Source organism: Streptomyces sp. NPDC029164, assembly GCF_055563995.1.
In genome coordinates, this window is the sequence record NZ_JBVHWW010000024.1 from 52,076 (window position 1) to 69,328 (window position 17,253).

At 73.7% G+C, this 17,253-nt stretch carries 12 protein-coding genes; 8 read left to right on the top strand and 4 right to left on the bottom strand.

Features of this window, described 5'->3' with window-relative positions:
• The first annotated feature begins 51 nt into the window (after positions 1-51).
• The 3 genes from ACZ4VT_RS23155 to ACZ4VT_RS23165 all read left to right on the top strand — a co-directional run bounded on the left by ACZ4VT_RS23155 (position 52) and on the right by ACZ4VT_RS23165 (position 2,965).
• Positions 52-876, top strand: coding sequence for an inositol monophosphatase family protein (locus ACZ4VT_RS23155; protein WP_467952286.1), 825 nt, complete (start codon positions 52-54; stop codon positions 874-876).
• A 99-nt stretch (positions 877-975) separates the two neighbouring features.
• Positions 976-2,394 (top strand): phytoene desaturase family protein, encoded by a 1,419-nt coding sequence (locus ACZ4VT_RS23160; protein ID WP_467952288.1) that lies wholly within the window; start codon positions 976-978, stop codon positions 2,392-2,394.
• A 52-nt stretch (positions 2,395-2,446) separates the two neighbouring features.
• Positions 2,447-2,965, top strand: a complete 519-nt coding sequence (locus ACZ4VT_RS23165; protein ID WP_467952289.1) for an O-acetyl-ADP-ribose deacetylase — start codon at positions 2,447-2,449, stop codon at positions 2,963-2,965.
• Positions 2,966-2,984: 19 nt separating this feature from the next.
• Here the strand turns inward: ACZ4VT_RS23165 and ACZ4VT_RS23170 are convergent, their stop codons facing one another.
• Entirely contained in the window at positions 2,985-3,464 is a 480-nt protein-coding gene (locus ACZ4VT_RS23170) for an Lrp/AsnC family transcriptional regulator (protein WP_362805508.1), read from the bottom strand.
• 136 nt (positions 3,465-3,600) lie between these two features.
• Between ACZ4VT_RS23170 and ACZ4VT_RS23175 the strand changes: the two genes are divergently transcribed.
• Both ACZ4VT_RS23175 and ACZ4VT_RS23180 read left to right on the top strand, forming a co-directional pair.
• Positions 3,601-4,626: a DMT family transporter gene (locus ACZ4VT_RS23175; RefSeq protein WP_467952292.1), complete on the top strand. Its 1,026-nt coding sequence runs from the start codon at positions 3,601-3,603 to the stop codon at positions 4,624-4,626.
• Complete coding sequence (locus ACZ4VT_RS23180; protein ID WP_467952294.1) at positions 4,619-5,833, top strand: amino acid aminotransferase; 1,215 nt, start codon at positions 4,619-4,621, stop codon at positions 5,831-5,833. Before ACZ4VT_RS23175 ends, ACZ4VT_RS23180 begins: the two co-directional genes overlap by 8 nt.
• A gap of 68 nt (positions 5,834-5,901) precedes the next feature.
• Here ACZ4VT_RS23180 and ACZ4VT_RS23185 read toward each other — a convergent pair whose 3' ends face one another.
• Positions 5,902-8,451 carry a discoidin domain-containing protein gene (locus tag ACZ4VT_RS23185; RefSeq protein WP_467952296.1) on the bottom strand — a complete coding sequence of 850 codons (2,550 nt, stop codon included), beginning with the start codon at positions 8,449-8,451 and terminating at the stop codon, positions 5,902-5,904.
• 229 nt (positions 8,452-8,680) lie between these two features.
• Between ACZ4VT_RS23185 and ACZ4VT_RS23190 the strand changes: the two genes are divergently transcribed.
• Positions 8,681-10,747: a SpoIIE family protein phosphatase gene (locus ACZ4VT_RS23190; RefSeq protein ID WP_467952298.1), complete on the top strand. Its 2,067-nt coding sequence runs from the start codon at positions 8,681-8,683 to the stop codon at positions 10,745-10,747.
• Positions 10,748-10,765: 18 nt separating this feature from the next.
• Here ACZ4VT_RS23190 and ACZ4VT_RS23195 read toward each other — a convergent pair whose 3' ends face one another.
• The gene (locus tag ACZ4VT_RS23195; protein WP_467952300.1) at positions 10,766-13,546 is read right to left on the bottom strand and encodes a SpoIIE family protein phosphatase; all 2,781 of its coding nucleotides are present in this window, start codon (positions 13,544-13,546) and stop codon (positions 10,766-10,768) included.
• Positions 13,547-13,714: 168 nt separating this feature from the next.
• Positions 13,715-14,863 carry a glycerate kinase gene (locus ACZ4VT_RS23200; RefSeq protein ID WP_467952302.1) on the bottom strand — a complete coding sequence of 383 codons (1,149 nt, stop codon included), beginning with the start codon at positions 14,861-14,863 and terminating at the stop codon, positions 13,715-13,717.
• Positions 14,864-15,006: 143 nt separating this feature from the next.
• On the opposite strand from ACZ4VT_RS23200, the gene ACZ4VT_RS23205 reads away from it, so the two are divergent.
• Complete coding sequence (locus ACZ4VT_RS23205) at positions 15,007-16,728, top strand: BCCT family transporter (protein ID WP_467952304.1); 1,722 nt, start codon at positions 15,007-15,009, stop codon at positions 16,726-16,728.
• An 18-nt stretch (positions 16,729-16,746) separates the two neighbouring features.
• On the top strand, positions 16,747-17,247 hold the full coding sequence (locus ACZ4VT_RS23210) for an NUDIX domain-containing protein (RefSeq protein ID WP_467952306.1): 501 nt from the start codon (positions 16,747-16,749) through the stop codon (positions 17,245-17,247).
• Positions 17,248-17,253: the final 6 nt, after the last annotated feature.

Consider the following 17,253-nt stretch of genomic DNA (forward strand, 5'->3'; position numbering starts at 1 on the left):
CGACCGGGAATGGCAGTGGGGTTTGTCGGCCGGTCGTGCTTTGCTGGGGGCATGATCGATGAGTTCCTGGCCCATGGCCTGTCCGATGTGGAAGAGGCCGTCCGCAAGGCGGCGGCCATCGAGATCATGCCGAGATTCAGGCAGCTCGCCGAGCACGAGGTCGACGAGAAGAGCGGCCCCCACGACCTGGTGACCGTCGCCGACCGCCGGGCCGAGGAGCACCTCACGGCCTCCCTGACCCGGCTGCTGCCCGGTTCGGCCGTGGTCGGCGAGGAGGCCGTGCACGCCGATCCCACGGTGTACGAGGCGCTGCGCGCGGACGCCCCGGTGTGGATCGTCGACCCCGTGGACGGCACCCGCCAGTTCGTGAACGGCGACCCGGCCTTCTGCACCCTGGTGGCGCTGGCCGTGCGCGGCGAGATCCTCGCCTCCTGGACCTTCGCGCCGGCGCTGGAGGAACTGGCGACCGCCGTGCGCGGGCAGGGCGCGTACGTCAACGGCGAGCGGATCCACAGCGGTTCGCCGGAGGCCGGCGCCGCGCTGCGGGTCGCCATCGCGCACCCGCTGTACACCTCCGACGAGAACAAGCGGACGCTGGCCCGGCTGGACGTGCCCGGGGTGGCGGCCAGGCCGTGCGGTTCGGCGGGCCTGGAGTACCTGAAGGTGGCCCGCGGCGAGATGGACGGCCTGGCCTTCACCTGGCCCTCGGCCTGGGACCACGCGGCCGGACTGCTGCTGGTCGCCGAGGCCGGCGGGGCGCAGAGCACGGTCGACGGGGTCCCCTTCCGGGTGGACCGCGACAACGCGCTGCCGTTCGCCGTCGGACGCGACGAGGCCACCGCCGTACGCATCCGGGAGCTTCTGCGGGGCGCCTAGGGACCGGACAGGGCCCCGGCCGTCCCAGGGGTGTCCGGCCCCTGGCGCGGGGCGCAATATCCTGGAGGCGCAGGGCCGCCGGAGACGAAGGAGTCGCAAGTGCCGTCGATTTTCGATGTGGTCGTGGTGGGGGCGGGGCCCAACGGGCTGACCGCAGCCGTCGAACTGGCCCGGCGCGGCTTCTCGGTGGCCGTCTTCGAAGCCGCCGACACGGTGGGCGGCGGCGCCCGGACCGAGGAGCTCACCCTCCCCGGCTTCCGGCACGACCCGTGCTCGGCGGTGCATCCGCTCGGCGTGGGCTCCCCGGTCTTCGCCACGATGCCGCTGAAGCGGTACGGGCTGGAGTGGCTGCACGCGCCGCTGCCGATGGCGCACCCCTTCGACGACGGCACGGCCGCCGTCCTCTCCCGCTCGGTCGCGGAGACGGCGGCGTCGTTCGGGCCGCGGGACGCGGGGGCCTACCGCCGTCTGGTCGGCCCGTTCCTCGGCAAATGGGACACCCTGGCCCGGGACTTCATGTCCCTGCCGAACACCGCGCTGCCGCGCGACCCCGTCACCCTCGCCCGTTTCGGGCTCGCCGGGCTGCCGCCGTCCACCTGGCTCCTGCGCCGCTTCCGCGACGAGCGGGCCAGGGCCCTGTTCGCGGGGCTCGTGGCCCACGTCATCGCTCCGCTCGGCGGGATCGGCACCGGAGCCGTCGGCCTGGTCTTCGCGCTGGCCGCGCACGCGAACGGCTGGCCGATGGCGCGCGGAGGCTCGCAGTCCGTCTCCGACGCGCTCGCCGCGTACCTGCGCGACCTCGGCGGGACGATCCACACCGGTTTCGAGGTCAAGCGGCTCGACGACCTCCCGCCGGCCCGGGCGTACGTCTTCGACACCTCGCCGACCGCGCTGGCCCGGATCGCCCGGCTGGGCCGCGCCTACGACGGCTACCGGTACGGCGCCTCCGTCTTCAAGCTCGACTACGCGCTGGACGGCCCGGTCCCGTGGACCGCCGAGGAGCCGCGCCGCGCCGGCACCGTCCAGATCGGCCCGCGCACCCGCGACATCGACGCCGCCCTCCAGCTGGCCTCGGGCGGGCGGGCCCCCCGCACCCCCTTCCTCATCACGGCGCAGCCCAGCCTGGTCGACCCCGGCCGGGCCCCCGAGGGCAAGCACGTCTTCTGGGCGTACGGGCACGTCCCCGCCGGCTGGGACGGCGATCTCACCGACGCCGTCGAGAGGCAGCTGGAGCGCTTCGCCCCCGGCTTCCGCGACCTGGTCCTGGCCCGGGCCACGGCCGGCCCGCCCCAGCTCGCCGCCCGCAACCCCAACTACATCGGCGGGGACATCGCCTGCGGGGCCGCCTCGGGCCTCCAACTGCTGCTGCGCCCGAAGATCTCCCTCTCCCCGTACACGACGGCCCACCCGGCGGTCTTCCTCTGCTCCTCGGCGACCCCGCCGGGCCCCGGGGTGCACGGCATGTCCGGCCACAACGCCGCCAAGGCCGTCTGGCGCCACCTGCGCAACGACAGCTGAGGCGGTTCGGTACCGCGTTCCGGGCGCAGCGCCGCTCGCGAAAGGAGCCCCGATGGTCCGCATCACCCTGGTGCTCGGCGACATCACCGCCGAGAAGGCCGACGCGATCGTCAACGCGGCCAACTCCTCGCTCCTCGGCGGCGGCGGGGTGGACGGCGCCATCCACCGCCGTGGCGGGCCGGAGATCCTCGCGGCCTGCGAGGATTTGCGCCGCTCGCACTACGGCAAGGGACTGCCGACGGGCCGGGCCGTCGCCACCACGGCCGGCCGGCTCCCCGCCGGGCACGTCATCCACACGGTGGGCCCGGTCTGGTCGCGCGAGGAGGACAGGTCGGAGCTGCTGGCCTCCTGCTACCGCGAATCGCTGCGCATCGCCGACGAGCTGGGGGCCCGTACCGTCGCCTTCCCGGCCATCTCCACCGGCATCTACGGCTGGCCCATGGACGACGGGGCGCGGATCGCGGTGGAGACGGTGCGGGCGGCCCGGACCGAGGTGCAGGAGGTGCGGTTCGTCCTCTTCGACGCGGCCGCCTACGCCGTCTTCGAGGCGGCGGCCGAGGGCTCCGGATAGGCCGTCGCGCCGGGATCGGTCACGCGCGCCGCGAGGCGCCCGGGGCGGGCCGCGGATAGGTCCGGGACTGTTTGACGCTGCCGTACGCGAAGCTCGACTCGATCGAGGCGATCCCGGGGATGGCGTGGATGCGGTGGCGCACCAGGGCCTCGTAGGCCTCCAGGTCCTCGATGACGACGCGGAGCAGGTAGTCGCTGCTGCCCGCCATCAGGTAACAGTCCTGGATGTGCTCGATGACGGCCACGTGCTCCTCGAAGAGCCGTACCGCCTGCGCCGTGTGGCGTTCCAGGCGGATCCGGACGAAGACGGTGACCGGGAGCCCGAAGGCCACCTGGTCGACCATGGCCGTGTAGCCCCGGATCAGGCCCGCCTCCTCCAGCCGCCGGACCCGGCGCAGGCAGGGGGAGGGGGAGAGCCGCACGCGGTCGGCCAGGTCCTGGTTGGACAGGCGTCCGTCGGCCTGCAATTCCCGGATGATCTGGAGATCGACTGCGTCCACGGTCACTCCTTGGCAGATTCTGCCCCAAACGTATGTCCGAGCGGCAGAACTGGCAATCGGCTGCCCCGCCCGAAGCCCTAGCGTTGCCCCGGAACGGACCGGACCGGTCCGAGTCCCAGAGGCTGGAGCAATTTCCTTGGTCGCGACGCACACCACCCGGGCGACCCAGCCTCACGACGCGGCGGGCCCGCGGGCCGGACACCCCGGCCGGCGCGGGCTCTCCCCGCGGCTTTCCCCGCGCCTGTCCCTGCGACGCCCCCTGTGGCTCTCCCCGCAGGCCGAGGGGCTGCTGGCCCTGCTGGTGACCGTGGCGATCTGGGCGGCCTTCGCGCTCAGCGCCCGCGCCCTGAGCGCCTCCTCCCTGCTGCCCGCCGACGCGGCCCTGCTGCGCTTCGGCGTTCCCCTCCTCGTGCTCCTCCCCGCCCTGTGGCGGCGCCGTCGCCGCATCGCCGCGGTACGGCCCGGCGCCGCAGCCAAGATCATCTGCGGTGCGGGGGTGCCCTTCTTCCTCGCCGCGATGCACGGCGGCGCCCTGACCTCCGCCGCCTTCGTCGGCTCGATCGTCCCCGGAATGGTCCCGCTCTTCGTCTCCGCGATCATGATCCGCCGCGGGCACGGGGTGCCCCGCGGGACGCAGGCCGCCGGACTCGCGCTCATCGCGGCCGGTGTGGCCGCCCTCGTCTGGCGCTACGTCGTCCCGGTGGAGACCGACGTGCTCGCCGGCTCCGGCATCCTCCTCGTCGCCAGCGGACTGTGGGCCCTCTACACCGTGGGCCTGCGCGAGGTGGACCTCGATCCCGTCGGATCGATCGGACTGCTGTGCCTGCCGTCCTTCGCCGTCATCGGAGTCCTGGTCCTGACCGGCGTGCTCCCGACGGGCATCGCGCACGCGACGGGCAGCGACATCGCGCTGTTCCTCGTGGTGCAGGGCCTCGGCGTCGGGCTGTGCGCCGGCCTGCTGTACGCCTTCGCCATCCGCCGGCTCGGCGCCGGGCGCAGCTCCGTCGTCGGCAGCCTCAGCCCCGTCGCCGTCGTCCTGCTCGCCGTCCCCCTGCTCGGTGAGACACCCACCCCCGCCGTGCTCGTCGGCGTCCCCCTGATCACCGCCGGTGTGGTCCTCGCCAACCGCCGCCCCCGACCCGAGGTTCCCGCAGATGCTTGAGCTCCTCCCCCCGCCGCCCACCGACCCGCTGTGGGACCTGACCTACGAGTTCGGCAGCGACGAGCGGCCCGAACGGCTGAACCTCGTCCTCGGGGTCTACCGGGACCAGACGGGCACCACACCCGTCATGGCCGCCGTGCGCGAGGCCGAGATGCGCCTGGCGGAGCGCTCCGAGTCCAAGGAGTACCGCGGGCTCTCCGGGAACGCCGCCTTCAACCGCTCCCTGCTGGACCTCGTGCTCGGCCCGGAAGGGCCGGCCGACCGGGCCGCGGCCGTCCAGACCGTCGCCGGCTCCGGCGCGCTGCGGCTGCTGGCCGACCTGATCTGCCGGACCCGCCCGGGCACCACGGTCTGGATCAGCGATCCGGCGTACGTCAACCACCGGCCCATCCTGGAGGCCGCCGGGCTGCAGGTCCGCACGTACGGCTGGCGCGACGCCGAGGGCGGCTTCGACACGGCCGGCGTCCTGCGGGAACTGGGCGAGGCCCGGCGGGACGACGTGGTGCTCCTCCAGGGGTGCTGCCACAACCCCACGGGCGTGGACCCGCTGCTCGACGACTGGGAGGCGCTGGCCGACTCCGCCGTCCGCGCCGGCTGGGTGCCCTTCGTGGACCTCGCCTACCACGGTCTCGGCGACGGCCTGGAGGCCGACCTGCTGGCCACGCGGATGCTGGCGGCGCGCGTCCCGGAGATGCTGATCGCCGTCAGCTGCTCGAAGAACTTCGGCCTCTACAGCGACCGCGTCGGCTGCGCCATCGTGCTCGGGTCCTCCGCCCAGGCCGTGCGGCACGCCGAGACGGCCTTGCAGAACGCCGCCCGGACGCTGTACTCCATGCCGCCCGAGCACGGCGCGGCCGTCGTCACCACGATCCTGGAGGACCAGGGGCTGCGGGCGGCCTGGCGCACGGAACTGGACGTCATGCGGGGCCGGATCATGGCCAACCGGGCCGATCTGACCGTCCACCTGAGCGCCCTCGGCTGTGCCGAGCAGGCGCGGTCCCTCGCCCGGCAGAAGGGCATGTTCTCCATGCTGCCGCTCAGCGCGCCGCAGATGCTCCGGCTGCGCAGGCAGTACGCGGTCTACGGCACCACCTCCGGGCGGATCAACATCGCGGGCATCCCGGCGCACCGCATCCCCTGCCTCGCCCGGGGCATCGCGGGCGTCCTCGGCGCGGCCGACCCGGCCCGGGCGGTGCGGACGGCGTAGCGGAGGAGGAGCGGTGTCCGGCCGCGACGAGGGCCGGACACCGCTCGGGGTCACCCGGGACAGCCGGGTCAGGAGACGGTGAGGAACTTGGCGATGCTCGGGACCCCCTGGGCGTCGAGGGCGAAGAGCATGTAGGTGCCCGGCAGGACCACACCGGTGTCGGAGGGAACGGACACCGTGTGGGAGCCGCCTCCGTTGGCCGTGGACACCAGCGGGACCCGCCGCTGGTCGTTGTCGGTGGAGTGGGTCGCGCCCGCCGCCCGCATCAGGACGAAGGAGGCCACCTGGCCCTCGGTGCTCACGGTGAGCGAGGTGCCGGGTGCCGTCCGGGCGGGCACACCACCGGAGATGACCGGACGCGGCTTCGGCGATCCGTCCGCGTTCAGCAGGTACGGCGGCGTGAACACCGCCCCGTCGGCGTGGTTGGTGGCGCAGTCACCGCACAGGCCGCCGCCCCCGGAGAAGATCCGCCCGTCCGGCAGCAGGTTGGCCACGCTGTGGTAGTTGCGCGGCACGGCCATCGAGGCGAGCGGGGTGAAGCCCCCGGTCGCCGGGTCCCACAGCTCGGGCGTCAGCACCGAGGTCGCGTCGCTGAACGGCACCGGATGGGCCTGCCCGCCGAAGACGGCCACCTTGCCGTCGGGCAGGACGACGCTGTTGCTGAAGGCGCGGGCGTGCTCCATGTCCCCGGTACGGGCGGCCTGCGCCCGGCCGCCCGTGACGTTCACCGTGTAGGCGCGCCGGGTGGCCGGGCTGTCCTGGTAGGCGGGCGAGCCGCCCAGGGTGAGCAGCTTGCCGATGTCGTAGGAGACGGCGTTGCCGGTCATGGCGTCCTGGCTGTCGGCCCGGGTGCCGGCGGGGGTGATGCTGCCCTGGCCCGTGGTCGAGATCCAGTTCATCTGCTTGCTCGGACCCAGCTGGAGCACCTTGCCGCCCGAAGTGGCGTACAGCCACATGTGGTTGTCGGCCCGGTAGGGTCCGGCCGGGTCGGCCGTCAGGGCCGGCACGGCGGAGACGCCCGGGAGCCCCCGCCAGGTACGGGTGTCCGGCGACCACGCCTCACCGGCCTTGTCGCCCGCCGCCCCGCTCCAGGAACCGCCCAGGACGAAGGCCTCGCCCGTGGAGAGCAGCGTCATGGCCTGGTAGCCGCGGGCGATGTTCATGCTGGTGGTGGCGGACCAGGCGTCGGTGGCCGGGTCGTAGATGCTCGCCTTCTCCGCGTTGCTGCCGCCGGTGACCAGCACCCGGCCGTCGGCCAGCATGGCGATGCCGGGACAGAACATGTCGTGGCCGGTGTTGTCGATGCGGCGCTGGGTGACCTTGCCGGTCTTCAGGTCCAGGATCGCGGTCTGCGTGTAGCCGTTGCTGCCGCCGAAGCGGTCGGCCGCGTACGCCGACCAGGCCAGCAGCTTGTCGCCGGGCAGGACGGCGGTGGCCACGGGCACCAGCGGGAAGCCGGTGATCCGGCCCCAGGAGCCGTGGACGGCCGGGCTGGCCGGCCCGCTCAGGCGGATCTCGCCGGCGGAGGTCCACGGGCCGCGCCCGCCGGCCTCGCTCGTCACCGTCAGCCGTACGTACCGGGCGTGCTCGGCCCGGGTGAAGGTGGCGGTCTTGACGGTGTCGTCGTCGCGCCAGGTGCCCGAGGCCACCGGCGCGGCGAAGGTGAAGCCGTCGGTGCTGGTCTGGATGCTGTAGGCGCCCGCCCGCCCGTTGGGTCCGTCCGCGCGCGGGTGGTACACGAGCGCGGAGACGACCGACGTGCGGTGCATGTCGATGGTGAGGGTGTGCGGCAGGGGAGTGGGGGTGCCGCTCCACTTGCTGTGCCAGAGGGTGCTGGTGTTGCCGTCGAGGACGTGGGCCGCGCGGCCGTTCTCGCCGGTGGTCTCCTCGTCGCTCGCGGTGGCCGTCCAGCCGGTGCGGGACAGGTCGACGGTGGCCGCGGGGGTGCCGGGGTCGCCCAGCATGTCGATCTCGGCGGCGGAGCTCCAGGGTCCGCGGCCGCCGGCCTCGGTGAGGGCCGTCAGGCGTACGAACCGGGCGCCCTGCGGGGCGAAGCCCAGCGTCTTGGCGCCGGCGTCGTCGGCGAGGGTGCCCGTGGCGACCGGGGCTCCCCAGCTCTGTCCGTCCGTGCTGAGGCTGATGCCGTACTCGCCGATGCGCCCGTTGGGCCCGTTCGTGCGGGGGTGGTAGACGAGCGCGGAGACGACCGAGGTCTGGCGCATGTCGATGGTGAGGGTGTGCGGGAGCGGGGTGGGGGTGCCGCTCCACTTGCTGTGCCAGAGGGTGCTGGTGTTGCCGTCGAGGACGTGGGCCGCGCGGCCGTTCTCGCCGGTGGTCTCCTCGTCGCTCGCGGTGGCCGTCCAGCCGGTCCGGTCGAGGACCGGAGCCGTGGGTTCCATGGCGTTCGCGGGCGCTATGCCGTGGTGCGGTGACTGCTTCGCCGTCTGCTGGTCCTGGGGCACGGGCGTGGGCCGGGGAGCCGGGGCCCGGCCGGCCGCCGTGCTGGAGACCCCGAGCCACGGGGTCAGACCGATCAGGAGCGATCCGAGGCCGAAGGCTATGAGCAGGTGGGAACGGCGTAACAGGCGTGGAAAGGCGAATATGCGCCTGGACTGCAATCTGACCTCCTGGGGCGACGGGATGTGCCCCAGCGAACATAGGTCAGATCAATCGCAACTCTCCTGGAAAGAGAGAGAGTTGGCGTGAAGCGGCATTGCCGCCGAAATGTGCCCGGACGTCCCGGCCCCCGATGCCGCCCGGCGCCCGGCCGGAGTCTGGAGGCCCCGCGTCGACGCCTCGGATAGGGTGAACCGGTAGGAATCAGCCCCCCGGGGTGAGGTCGGTGCGTTGGACACTTACCAGTCGACGAGCGAGGTGCCGGAACAGCCGGTGGCGGCTGTCGGGTACGCGGGCGTGCTCCGCGAGCTGCTGCCGATCGCCCTGTGGCGCGAGGACGCCGACGGTCGCATCGTCGAATGGTCGCTGGCCGCCCAGGACCTGCTCGGGCACCGTCCCGAGGACATCATCGGCCGCCTCGGCACCGCCGTCCTCGTCCCCGACGCCAACCGGGAGCTCGCCGACCAGCTGACCCGCCGCGTCCAGGCCGGCGAGACCGTCGTCGGCACCCTGCCCGTGCGCCACCGCGACGGCCACCGCGTCCCCATGGAGATGTGGATCGTGCCCGCCGTCGACCCGCGGGGCCGCACGGGCGCCATGCTCATCGCCGTGGAGACCTCCGAGGTCCTCCACATGCGGGACTCGCTCGCCGCCCTGCAGAGCCTCTTCACGCAGTCGCCCATCGGCCTCGCCACCCTCGGCGCCGACCTGCGCTTCCTCCGGGTCAACGACGCGCTCGCCCGGATGAACGGGGTCTCCGCCGCCGAGCACGTCGGCAGACGGCTCACCGAGGTGGTTCCCGGGGTCAACGCCGTCGCCCTGGAGGCGACCATGCAGCAGGTCCTCGACCGGCGCACCGCGGTCGTCGACGTCCGCCGCACCGGACGGACCCCCGCCGACCCCGAGCACGACCGCACCTGGTCCTGCTCGTACGCGCCGCTGCTCGACGGCTCCGGCCGGGCCCTCGGGGTGATCGCCTCCCTCATCGACATCACCGACGCCCAGCGGGCGCAGGCCGAGGCCGAAGGGGCCCAGCGCCGGTTCGCGCTGCTGGCGGAGGCGGGCACCCGCATCGGAGCGACCCTGGACCTCCAGCAGACGGCCGAGGAGATCGTGGACGTGCTGGTGCCGCAGCTCGCGGACTCGGCCGATGTACAGCTCCTGGAGGCGGTACTGGGCCCCGACGAGGGCGCCCTGGCCGCCGCGTCCACCCGCGGCGTCCTGCGCCGCCTGGCGGCCCGCTTCCCGGACCCCACGGCCCCCACCGCCAAGCTCACTCCCGGCCAGACCTTCCAGATCCCCGTGGGCACCCACTACGAGCGGATCGTCACCGAGGGTCGCCCCATGAACCTCTACGTGTCCGACATCCCGGCACTGATCACCTCCCCGCGCGCCGACGCCCTGCGCGCCTACCTCGCCACCCTGGGCTCGGCCCGGCTGGTCCCGCTGGTCGCGCGCGGCACCGTACTCGGCGCCGTCACCGTGACGCGCACGCGCGAGCGGGAGCCCTTCGACGAGCAGGACTGCGTACTCGTCGACGAGCTGGTCGCCCGCGCGGCCCTCAACATCGACAACGCCCGGATGTACACCCGCCAGCGGGAGGCGGCCCTGACCCTCCAGCGCAGCCTCACCAACAGCGCGCTGCCCGAGGTCCCGGGCCTGGTGCTCACCGGGCGCTACCTGCCCGCCAGCGACCACGACGTCGGCGGCGACTGGTTCGACGTCATCCCCCTGCCCGGCGGCCGGACCGGGCTCGTCATCGGCGACGTCATGGGCCACGGGATCCACGCGGCGGCCGTCATGGGACAGCTGCGCACGGCGGTACGGACCCTCGCGCGCCACGAGGTGTCCCCGGAGCGCATGCTCGGCTCGCTGGACGCCGTGGTGGCCGACCTGGGCGAGGACGAGATGGCGACCTGCGTGTACGCCGTCTACGACCCGGAGTCCGGCCGCTGTGTCATCGCCCGCGCCGGGCATCCGCCGCCGGCCGTGGTCGCCACCGACGGGACCGTCTCCTTCCTCGACGGGCCGCCCGGCACCCCGCTGGGCACCGGCGGGCAGGAGTTCCGCACCGAGGAGGTGCGGCTGCCGGCGGGGAGCCTGCTCGTGCTCTACACCGACGGCCTCATCGAGGCCCGGGACCGGGACCTCGACCAGGGCATGGACCAGCTGGCGCAGGCCCTGCGGCGGCCGGAGCAGCCGCTGGAGGAACTGTGCGACGGGATCCTGCGCTCCCTGCTGCCGTGCGCCCAGGAGGACGACGTGGCGGTGCTGCTGGCCCGTACCCGGCCGGTGTGACGGCCGGGGCCGGTCCGGTCACCACGCCATGTCCTCCAGGGCGTCCAGGTCCGGCGGATCCGGCTCCCGCGGCTCCCCGCCCCCGGTCAGGGGCAGCTCGGCCCAGATGACCTTGCCGCGCTCGGTGTAGCGGGTGCCCCACCGCTCGGCGTACTGCGCGACGAGGAACAGCCCCCGCCCGCCCTCGTCGGTGGTGGCCGCGTACCGCAGGTGCGGGGAGGTGCTGCTGCCGTCGGAGACCTCGCAGATGAGGGTGCGGTCGCGCAGCAGCCGCACCCGGATGGGCGGGCTCCCGTACCGGATGGCGTTGGTGATCAGCTCGCTGAGGATCAGCTCGGTCGTGAAGGAGATCTCCTCCAGCCCCCAGGCGGCGAGCTGCGCGGAGCCCGCGTTGCGCACCCGCGACACGGCCGAGGGCTCGCCGGGCACCCCCCACTCGGCGATCCGGTCGGCCTCCAGCCGCCGGGTGTCGGCGATCAGCAGGGCGATGTCGTCGCTCGGCACCGGGAACAGCATCGCGGCGAGCACGTCCGCACAGGCCTGCTCCGGGCTGCGGCCGGGCCGCGACAGGCTCTCGCCGAGCAGGCGCAGCCCGGCGTCGAAGTCCCGGTCGCGGTCCTCCACGAGGCCGTCGGTGAACAGCACCAGCCGGCTGCCCTCGGGCAGCGTGAACTCGGTGGCCTCGAAGGGCATGCCCCCCACCCCCAGCGGGAGCCCGGTGGGCAGCTCGGGGAACTCCACCTGCCCGTCGGGGCGGATCAGCGCGGGCCCGGGGTGCCCGGCGCTGGCCATCGCGCACCGCCCGGAAACCGGGTCGTAGACCGCGTAGAGGCAGGTGGCGCCGGTGATCGCGGCCGGCTCGGGCACCCCCTGCGGGTCCTCCCCGTCCTCGTCCCGGCCGTCCCCCGTCTCGTCCTGGTCGATCCGGTTGATCAGCTCGTCCAGGTGCCCGAGCAGCTCGTCGGGCGGCAGGTCCAGGGTGGAGAAGTTGTGCACGGCGGTCCGCAGCCGGCCCATGGTGGCCGCCGCGTGCACCCCGTGCCCGACGACGTCCCCCACGACCAGGGCCACCCGGGCGCCCGGCAGCGGGATCACGTCGAACCAGTCCCCGCCCACCCCCGCCATCGCGGGCAGATACCGGAAGGCCACCTCCACGGCGTTCTGCTCGGGCAGCACGCGGGGCAGCAGGCTGCGCTGGAGGGTCACGGCCATCGCGTGCTCGCGGGTGAAGCGGCGGGCGTTGTCGATGGAGACGGCCGCGCGCGCACCCAGCTCCTCCGCGAAGGACAGGTCCTCCTCGTCGAAGGCCTCCGGGGTGTCGGCCCGCCAGAAGTTGGCCATGCCCAGGACCACGCCCCGCGCCTGGAGCGGTACGGAGATCAGCGAGTGGAGGCCGTAGTCGAGGGCCTCGCGGGTCCCGGTCTCGTCCTGGGCCCGCCAGCCCATGGCCGCGTTCAGATCGGGCGCGAGCACCGCGTGCCCGGCGTCCAGGGCCGCCGCCATCGGGGCCGTCGGCACGACGAAGCGGATGACGTCGCCGACCGGCTGGAGCGGCGAGTCGGGGCGGACGCCGCTGATGGCCGCCCGGCGCATCTCGGTGTAGGCGCCGGAGGGCTCGTCACCGCGCAGCACCGGCTCCAGCAGCTCCACCGTGACGAAGTCCGCGAAACGCGGGACCGCGACCTCCGACAGCTCCTCGGCGGTCCGCGCCACGTCCAGGGTCGTCCCGATCCGCACCCCGGCGTCGTACAGCAGCTGGAGCCGGCTGCGGGCCACCTCGGCCCGGCCGGAGAGCGCCGCGAGCTCGGTGGAGTCGCGCAGGGTCACGACGCTGCCGGTGGGCCGGCTCTTGTACGGCTTGGTGGGCCGCACGTTGACCGCGAGCAGCCGGTCGCCCGCCAGGTGCACGTGGTCCGTCACGACCCGGCCGGAGGCGAGCAGCTGGGTGGTGCGCGGGTCGAGACCGAGATCGGCGACGGCGCGTCCCTCGGAGTCCGGCGTCAGGTCGAGGAGCCGGCGGGCCTCGTCGTTGGCGAGGACGAGCCGGTGGTCCGCGCTGATGATGAGCACGCCCTCGCGCACGGCGTGCAGCACGGCCTCGTGGTGCTCGTTCATCCGGGTCATCTCGGCGGGGCCGAGGCCCCGGGTCTGGCGCCGCAGCCGGCGGCTGACCAGGGCGGCTCCCGCGGTGCCGAGCAGCAGACCGCCCGCGGCGGCGCCGAGGAGGAGCGGCAGCTGGCCCTCGACCACCATGGAGACGTTCTCCACCTCGATGCCGGTGCCGACCAGGCCGACGACGGCGCCTTCGGCGTTCCGTACGGGGACCACGGCGCGGACGGCGTTGCTCGGCTCGCCCGTGAAGGTCTCCGTGAAGGACCGGCCGGAGACGGCGCGGCTGAGGTCGCCGGTGGCCCGCCGGCCGATCAGTTCGGGCCGCGAGTCGGTGTAGCGGATCCCGTCAGTGCTCATCACGGCGACGAAGTCGACGCCCGAGGCCCGGCGGGCGGCCTCGGCCAGCGGCTGGAGCGTGGCGGTCGGATTCCGCGAGGCCAGTGCCGCCGCGAGACCGGGGGAGTGGGCGAAGCCTTCGGCGACCGCGAGCGAGCGGTGGCGCGCGTCGCGCTCGCTGTCGTACCGGGCCTGGACCACCAGGGCCACCGCGGAAGCGGTGATCAGCAGCGCCACGATCACCGCCTGGAGGGCGAAGACCTGACCGGCGACACTGTGCGCCCCCAGGGACAGGCGCCCGAGCAGGCTCGAGCCCCACCCGGTCGCCTGGCGACCATTACGTCCGGTCATGAGCCATTTCTAACACTGTCCGGGCGTTTGGGGGCGGCGGCCGGGGCCCCGTGATCACGGGCGTCCGGCTGCACCCGGCGTTCTCCCGGCCGCCGCACCCGCCTCCCGTACGGCCGAGGCCCGGACCCCCAGGGCGGGGTCCGGGCCTCGGGGGCCGTGCCGGGCGCGTCAGAGAACGTCGGCGGCGATGTTGGCGGCGACCTGCTCCAGCAGGGGACCCGCGTTCGGGATGGACTTCGCCGGATCGGGCTCCAGGTCCGTGAGCGGGTACGCCTTGCGGATGCCGGCGGCCTCCAGGGCCTCCTGGCTCAGCAGCAGCCGGCCGCACACCGCCACCACCGGCTTGCCCGCCGCGCGCGCCGCGGCCGCGACGCCTGCCGGGGCCTTGCCGTGCAGGGTCTGCTCGTCCAGCGAGCCCTCACCCGTGATGACCAGCGTGGCCCGCTCCAGGGCCGGCGCGAAGCCCAGCACCTCCAGCATCAGCTCGATGCCGGGACGGAACGTGGCGCCGAGCAGCAGGGCGCCGTAGCCGATGCCGCCCGCGCCGCCCGCACCCGGGAGCACCGCGCACTCGGCGGCCTTCGCGCCGATCGACTTCTCCAGCACCACCGCGAAGTGCGCCAGCGCCGCGTCGAGCGTCGCCACGTCCTCGGGCGAGGCACCCTTCTGCGGGCCGTAGACCGCCGGGGCGCCCTTCGGGCCGGTCAGCGGGTTGTCCACGTCGCTCGCGAGGACGAATTCCACGTCCGCGAAACGCGGGTCGACGCCGGACAGGTCCGCCGAGGCCAGGTCGGCCAGCGCGCCGCCGCCCGGACCGACCGGTTCGCCGTTCGCATCCAGGAACACCGCGCCCAGCGCGGCCAGCATGCCGGCGCCGCCGTCGGTGGTGGCACTGCCGCCCACACCGAAGACGATCGAGCGCGCGCCCGCGTCCAGCGCGGCCTTCAGCAGCTCGCCCGAGCCGTACGTGGTCGCCGTCAGCGGGGCGAAGGCGCCCGCCGGAAGCAGCTGCAGCCCGGAGGCCTCCGCCATCTCGACCACCGCGGTGCCCTCGCGCAGCGCGAAGGCGGCCGTGACCTGGTCGCCGAGGGGTCCGGTGACCCGTACCTCCCGGCGCTCGAAACCGGCCGCCACGGCGGCCGCGACCGTACCGTCGCCGCCGTCCGCGACGGGGAGGGTCTCGATCTCCACGCCCGGTACGGCCGAGCGGAGTCCGGCCGTCACCCGCTCCGCGACCTGAACGGCCGTGAGCGAGCCCTTGAATTTGTCCGCGGCGATGAGCACGCGCGCGGCCTCAGTTACTGCTCCGTCCGTCACCTTGCTATTCCCTTGCTATCGAACAGTGCAGTCGCGCCGCCATGAGCTTATCCGGAGGATCCTCCTATGCCCACGAGTGGCCTGGGCCACACCCGGCGCGCCATGCCCCTAAATAGGGATATACGCCTGCATAGTGTGGCCGCATGAGCGCGGAATCACTGGAACAGCCACGTCCGGACACCCCGGGAGGGGGATCCGACGGCCCCGTGGACGGCGCGCCCGACCACACCGTCGTCACCGTGGGTGTGATCGCCGTGCTGGCCGTCGTCGCCTGGGCGGCCCTCGGCAAGGACTCCTTCGACACCGCGTCGAGTACCGCGCTGGCCTGGGTCCTGAACAACTTCGCCTGGCTGTTCGTGATCGCCGCCGACACCTTCCTCGTCATGTGCGTCCTGCTCGCGATCAGCCGCTTCGGCCGGATCCGCCTCGGCGCGGACGACTCCGAGCCCGAGTTCACCAACCTCGCGTGGATCGCGATGATGTTCAGCGCCGGCATGGGCATCGGCCTGATGTTCTACGGGGTGGGGGAGCCGCTCACCCACTACCTGGCCCCGCCGCCCGCCTCCGGAGCGGCTCCCGGAACCGGCGCCGCCGCCCTCGCGGCCATGGAGTACTCCTTCTTCCACTGGACCCTCACCCCTTGGGCCATCTACGGCATCGCCGGCCTGGCCCTGGCCTACGCGACCTTCCGCAAGGGCCGCGGCAACCGCCTCAGCTCCGCCTTCGTCCCGCTGCTGGGCCAGGAGCGGGCCGACGGCCCCGCCGGCAAGGCCATCGACCTGCTCGCCGTCTTCGCCACCGTCTTCGGCACCGCCACCAGCCTCGGGCTCGGCGCGCTCCAGGTCTCGAAGGGGCTCAGCCTCACGACCGGCATCGAGGACTCCCTCACCGTCGAGCTGATCATCATCGGCTCGCTGTCGGCGGCCTTCGTCCTCTCCGCCTTCTCCGGCCTGCACAAGGGGGTGAAGTGGCTCAGCACCATCAACATCGTCCTCGCCGCCACCCTGATGCTCTTCGTCTTCGTGCTCGGCCCCACCGTCTACATCCTCGACGTGATCCCTGCCGGCATCGGCGGCTACCTGAGCGAGCTGGTGCCCATGGCCACCCGCACCGGCGCCTTCACCGACTCCGCCTGGCTCGGCGCGTGGACGATCTTCTACTGGGCGTGGTGGCTCTCCTGGGCCCCCTTCGTCGGCACCTTCATCGCCCGCATCTCGCGCGGCCGCACCATCCGCGAGTTCCTCGTCGGCGTGCTGCTCGTGCCCAGCGGGGCCACCGTCGTCTGGTTCTGCGTGATGGGCGGCACCGCCATCCGCCTCGACTCCACCGGAGCCGTCGACTTCGCCGCCAAGATCAAGGACGGTACGGAGGCCTCGCTCTTCGCGATGCTGGACGCGCTGCCGCTGTCCACGGTCACCTCCTGGGTGGCGATGCTCCTGGTCATGACCTATTTCGTCACCAGCGCCGACTCGGCCTCCCTGGTGATGGGCTCGCTCACCAGCCGCGGCTCCCTCCACCCGCCCACCTGGCTCGTCGTCACCTGGGGCGTGCTGATGGCCGCGGTCGCCGCCGTGCTGCTCGTCGCGGGCGGCCTGAAGTCCCTGCAGACGGCCACCATCCTGGTCGCGCTGCCCTTCGTCATCGTCATGCTGCTGCTCTGCTGGGCCCTGGTGAAGGAACTCCGCGAGGACCCCGGCGCCGGACCCGCCCGCCACCACGCCCTGCACGGCATGCGGGACGCCGTCCGGGCCATGGTCGGCGACGCCGTCACCGAGCAGGGGCCCGCCCGCCACCCGCGGCTGCGACGCGTCGCCGAGTCCAAGGGCCGGGACCGCGAGGCCGGGCCCGGCGGCCCCGGCGCGTGATCTCGGTAGGGTGGCGGCGTGACCACCACGGATGACTACGCCACGTACATCGCGAGCCTGCCCCGGGTGCTGGCCGGCGCGGCCGCCCTCTACCGGGACGCCGAGGGCAGGGTCCTGCTCGTCGAGCCCAACTACCGCGAGGGATGGACCCTGCCGGGCGGCACCATCGAGTCGGACGCGGACGAGTCGCCGCGTACGGCCGCCCGCCGCGAGAGCGCCGAGGAGATCGGCCTCGACCTCCCGCTCGGCCGGCTGCTCGCCGTCGACTGGTCCCTCGGCGCCGGCCGCCCGCCGCTGGTCGCGTACGTCTACGACGGCGGCGTACTCGACGCCGGACAGTTCGCCTCGATCAAGCTCCAGGAGGAGGAGCTGATCTCCTGGCGGCTGGTCGACCCCGCCGAACTCACCGCCTACCTCCCCGGATCGCTCGGCCGGCGCACCGAAGAGGCCTGCCGGGTCCTGCTGTCGGGCGAGGGCACCGTGGAACTGGAGAACGGCCGCCGCCCGGGCGTTTCGTAACCCGAG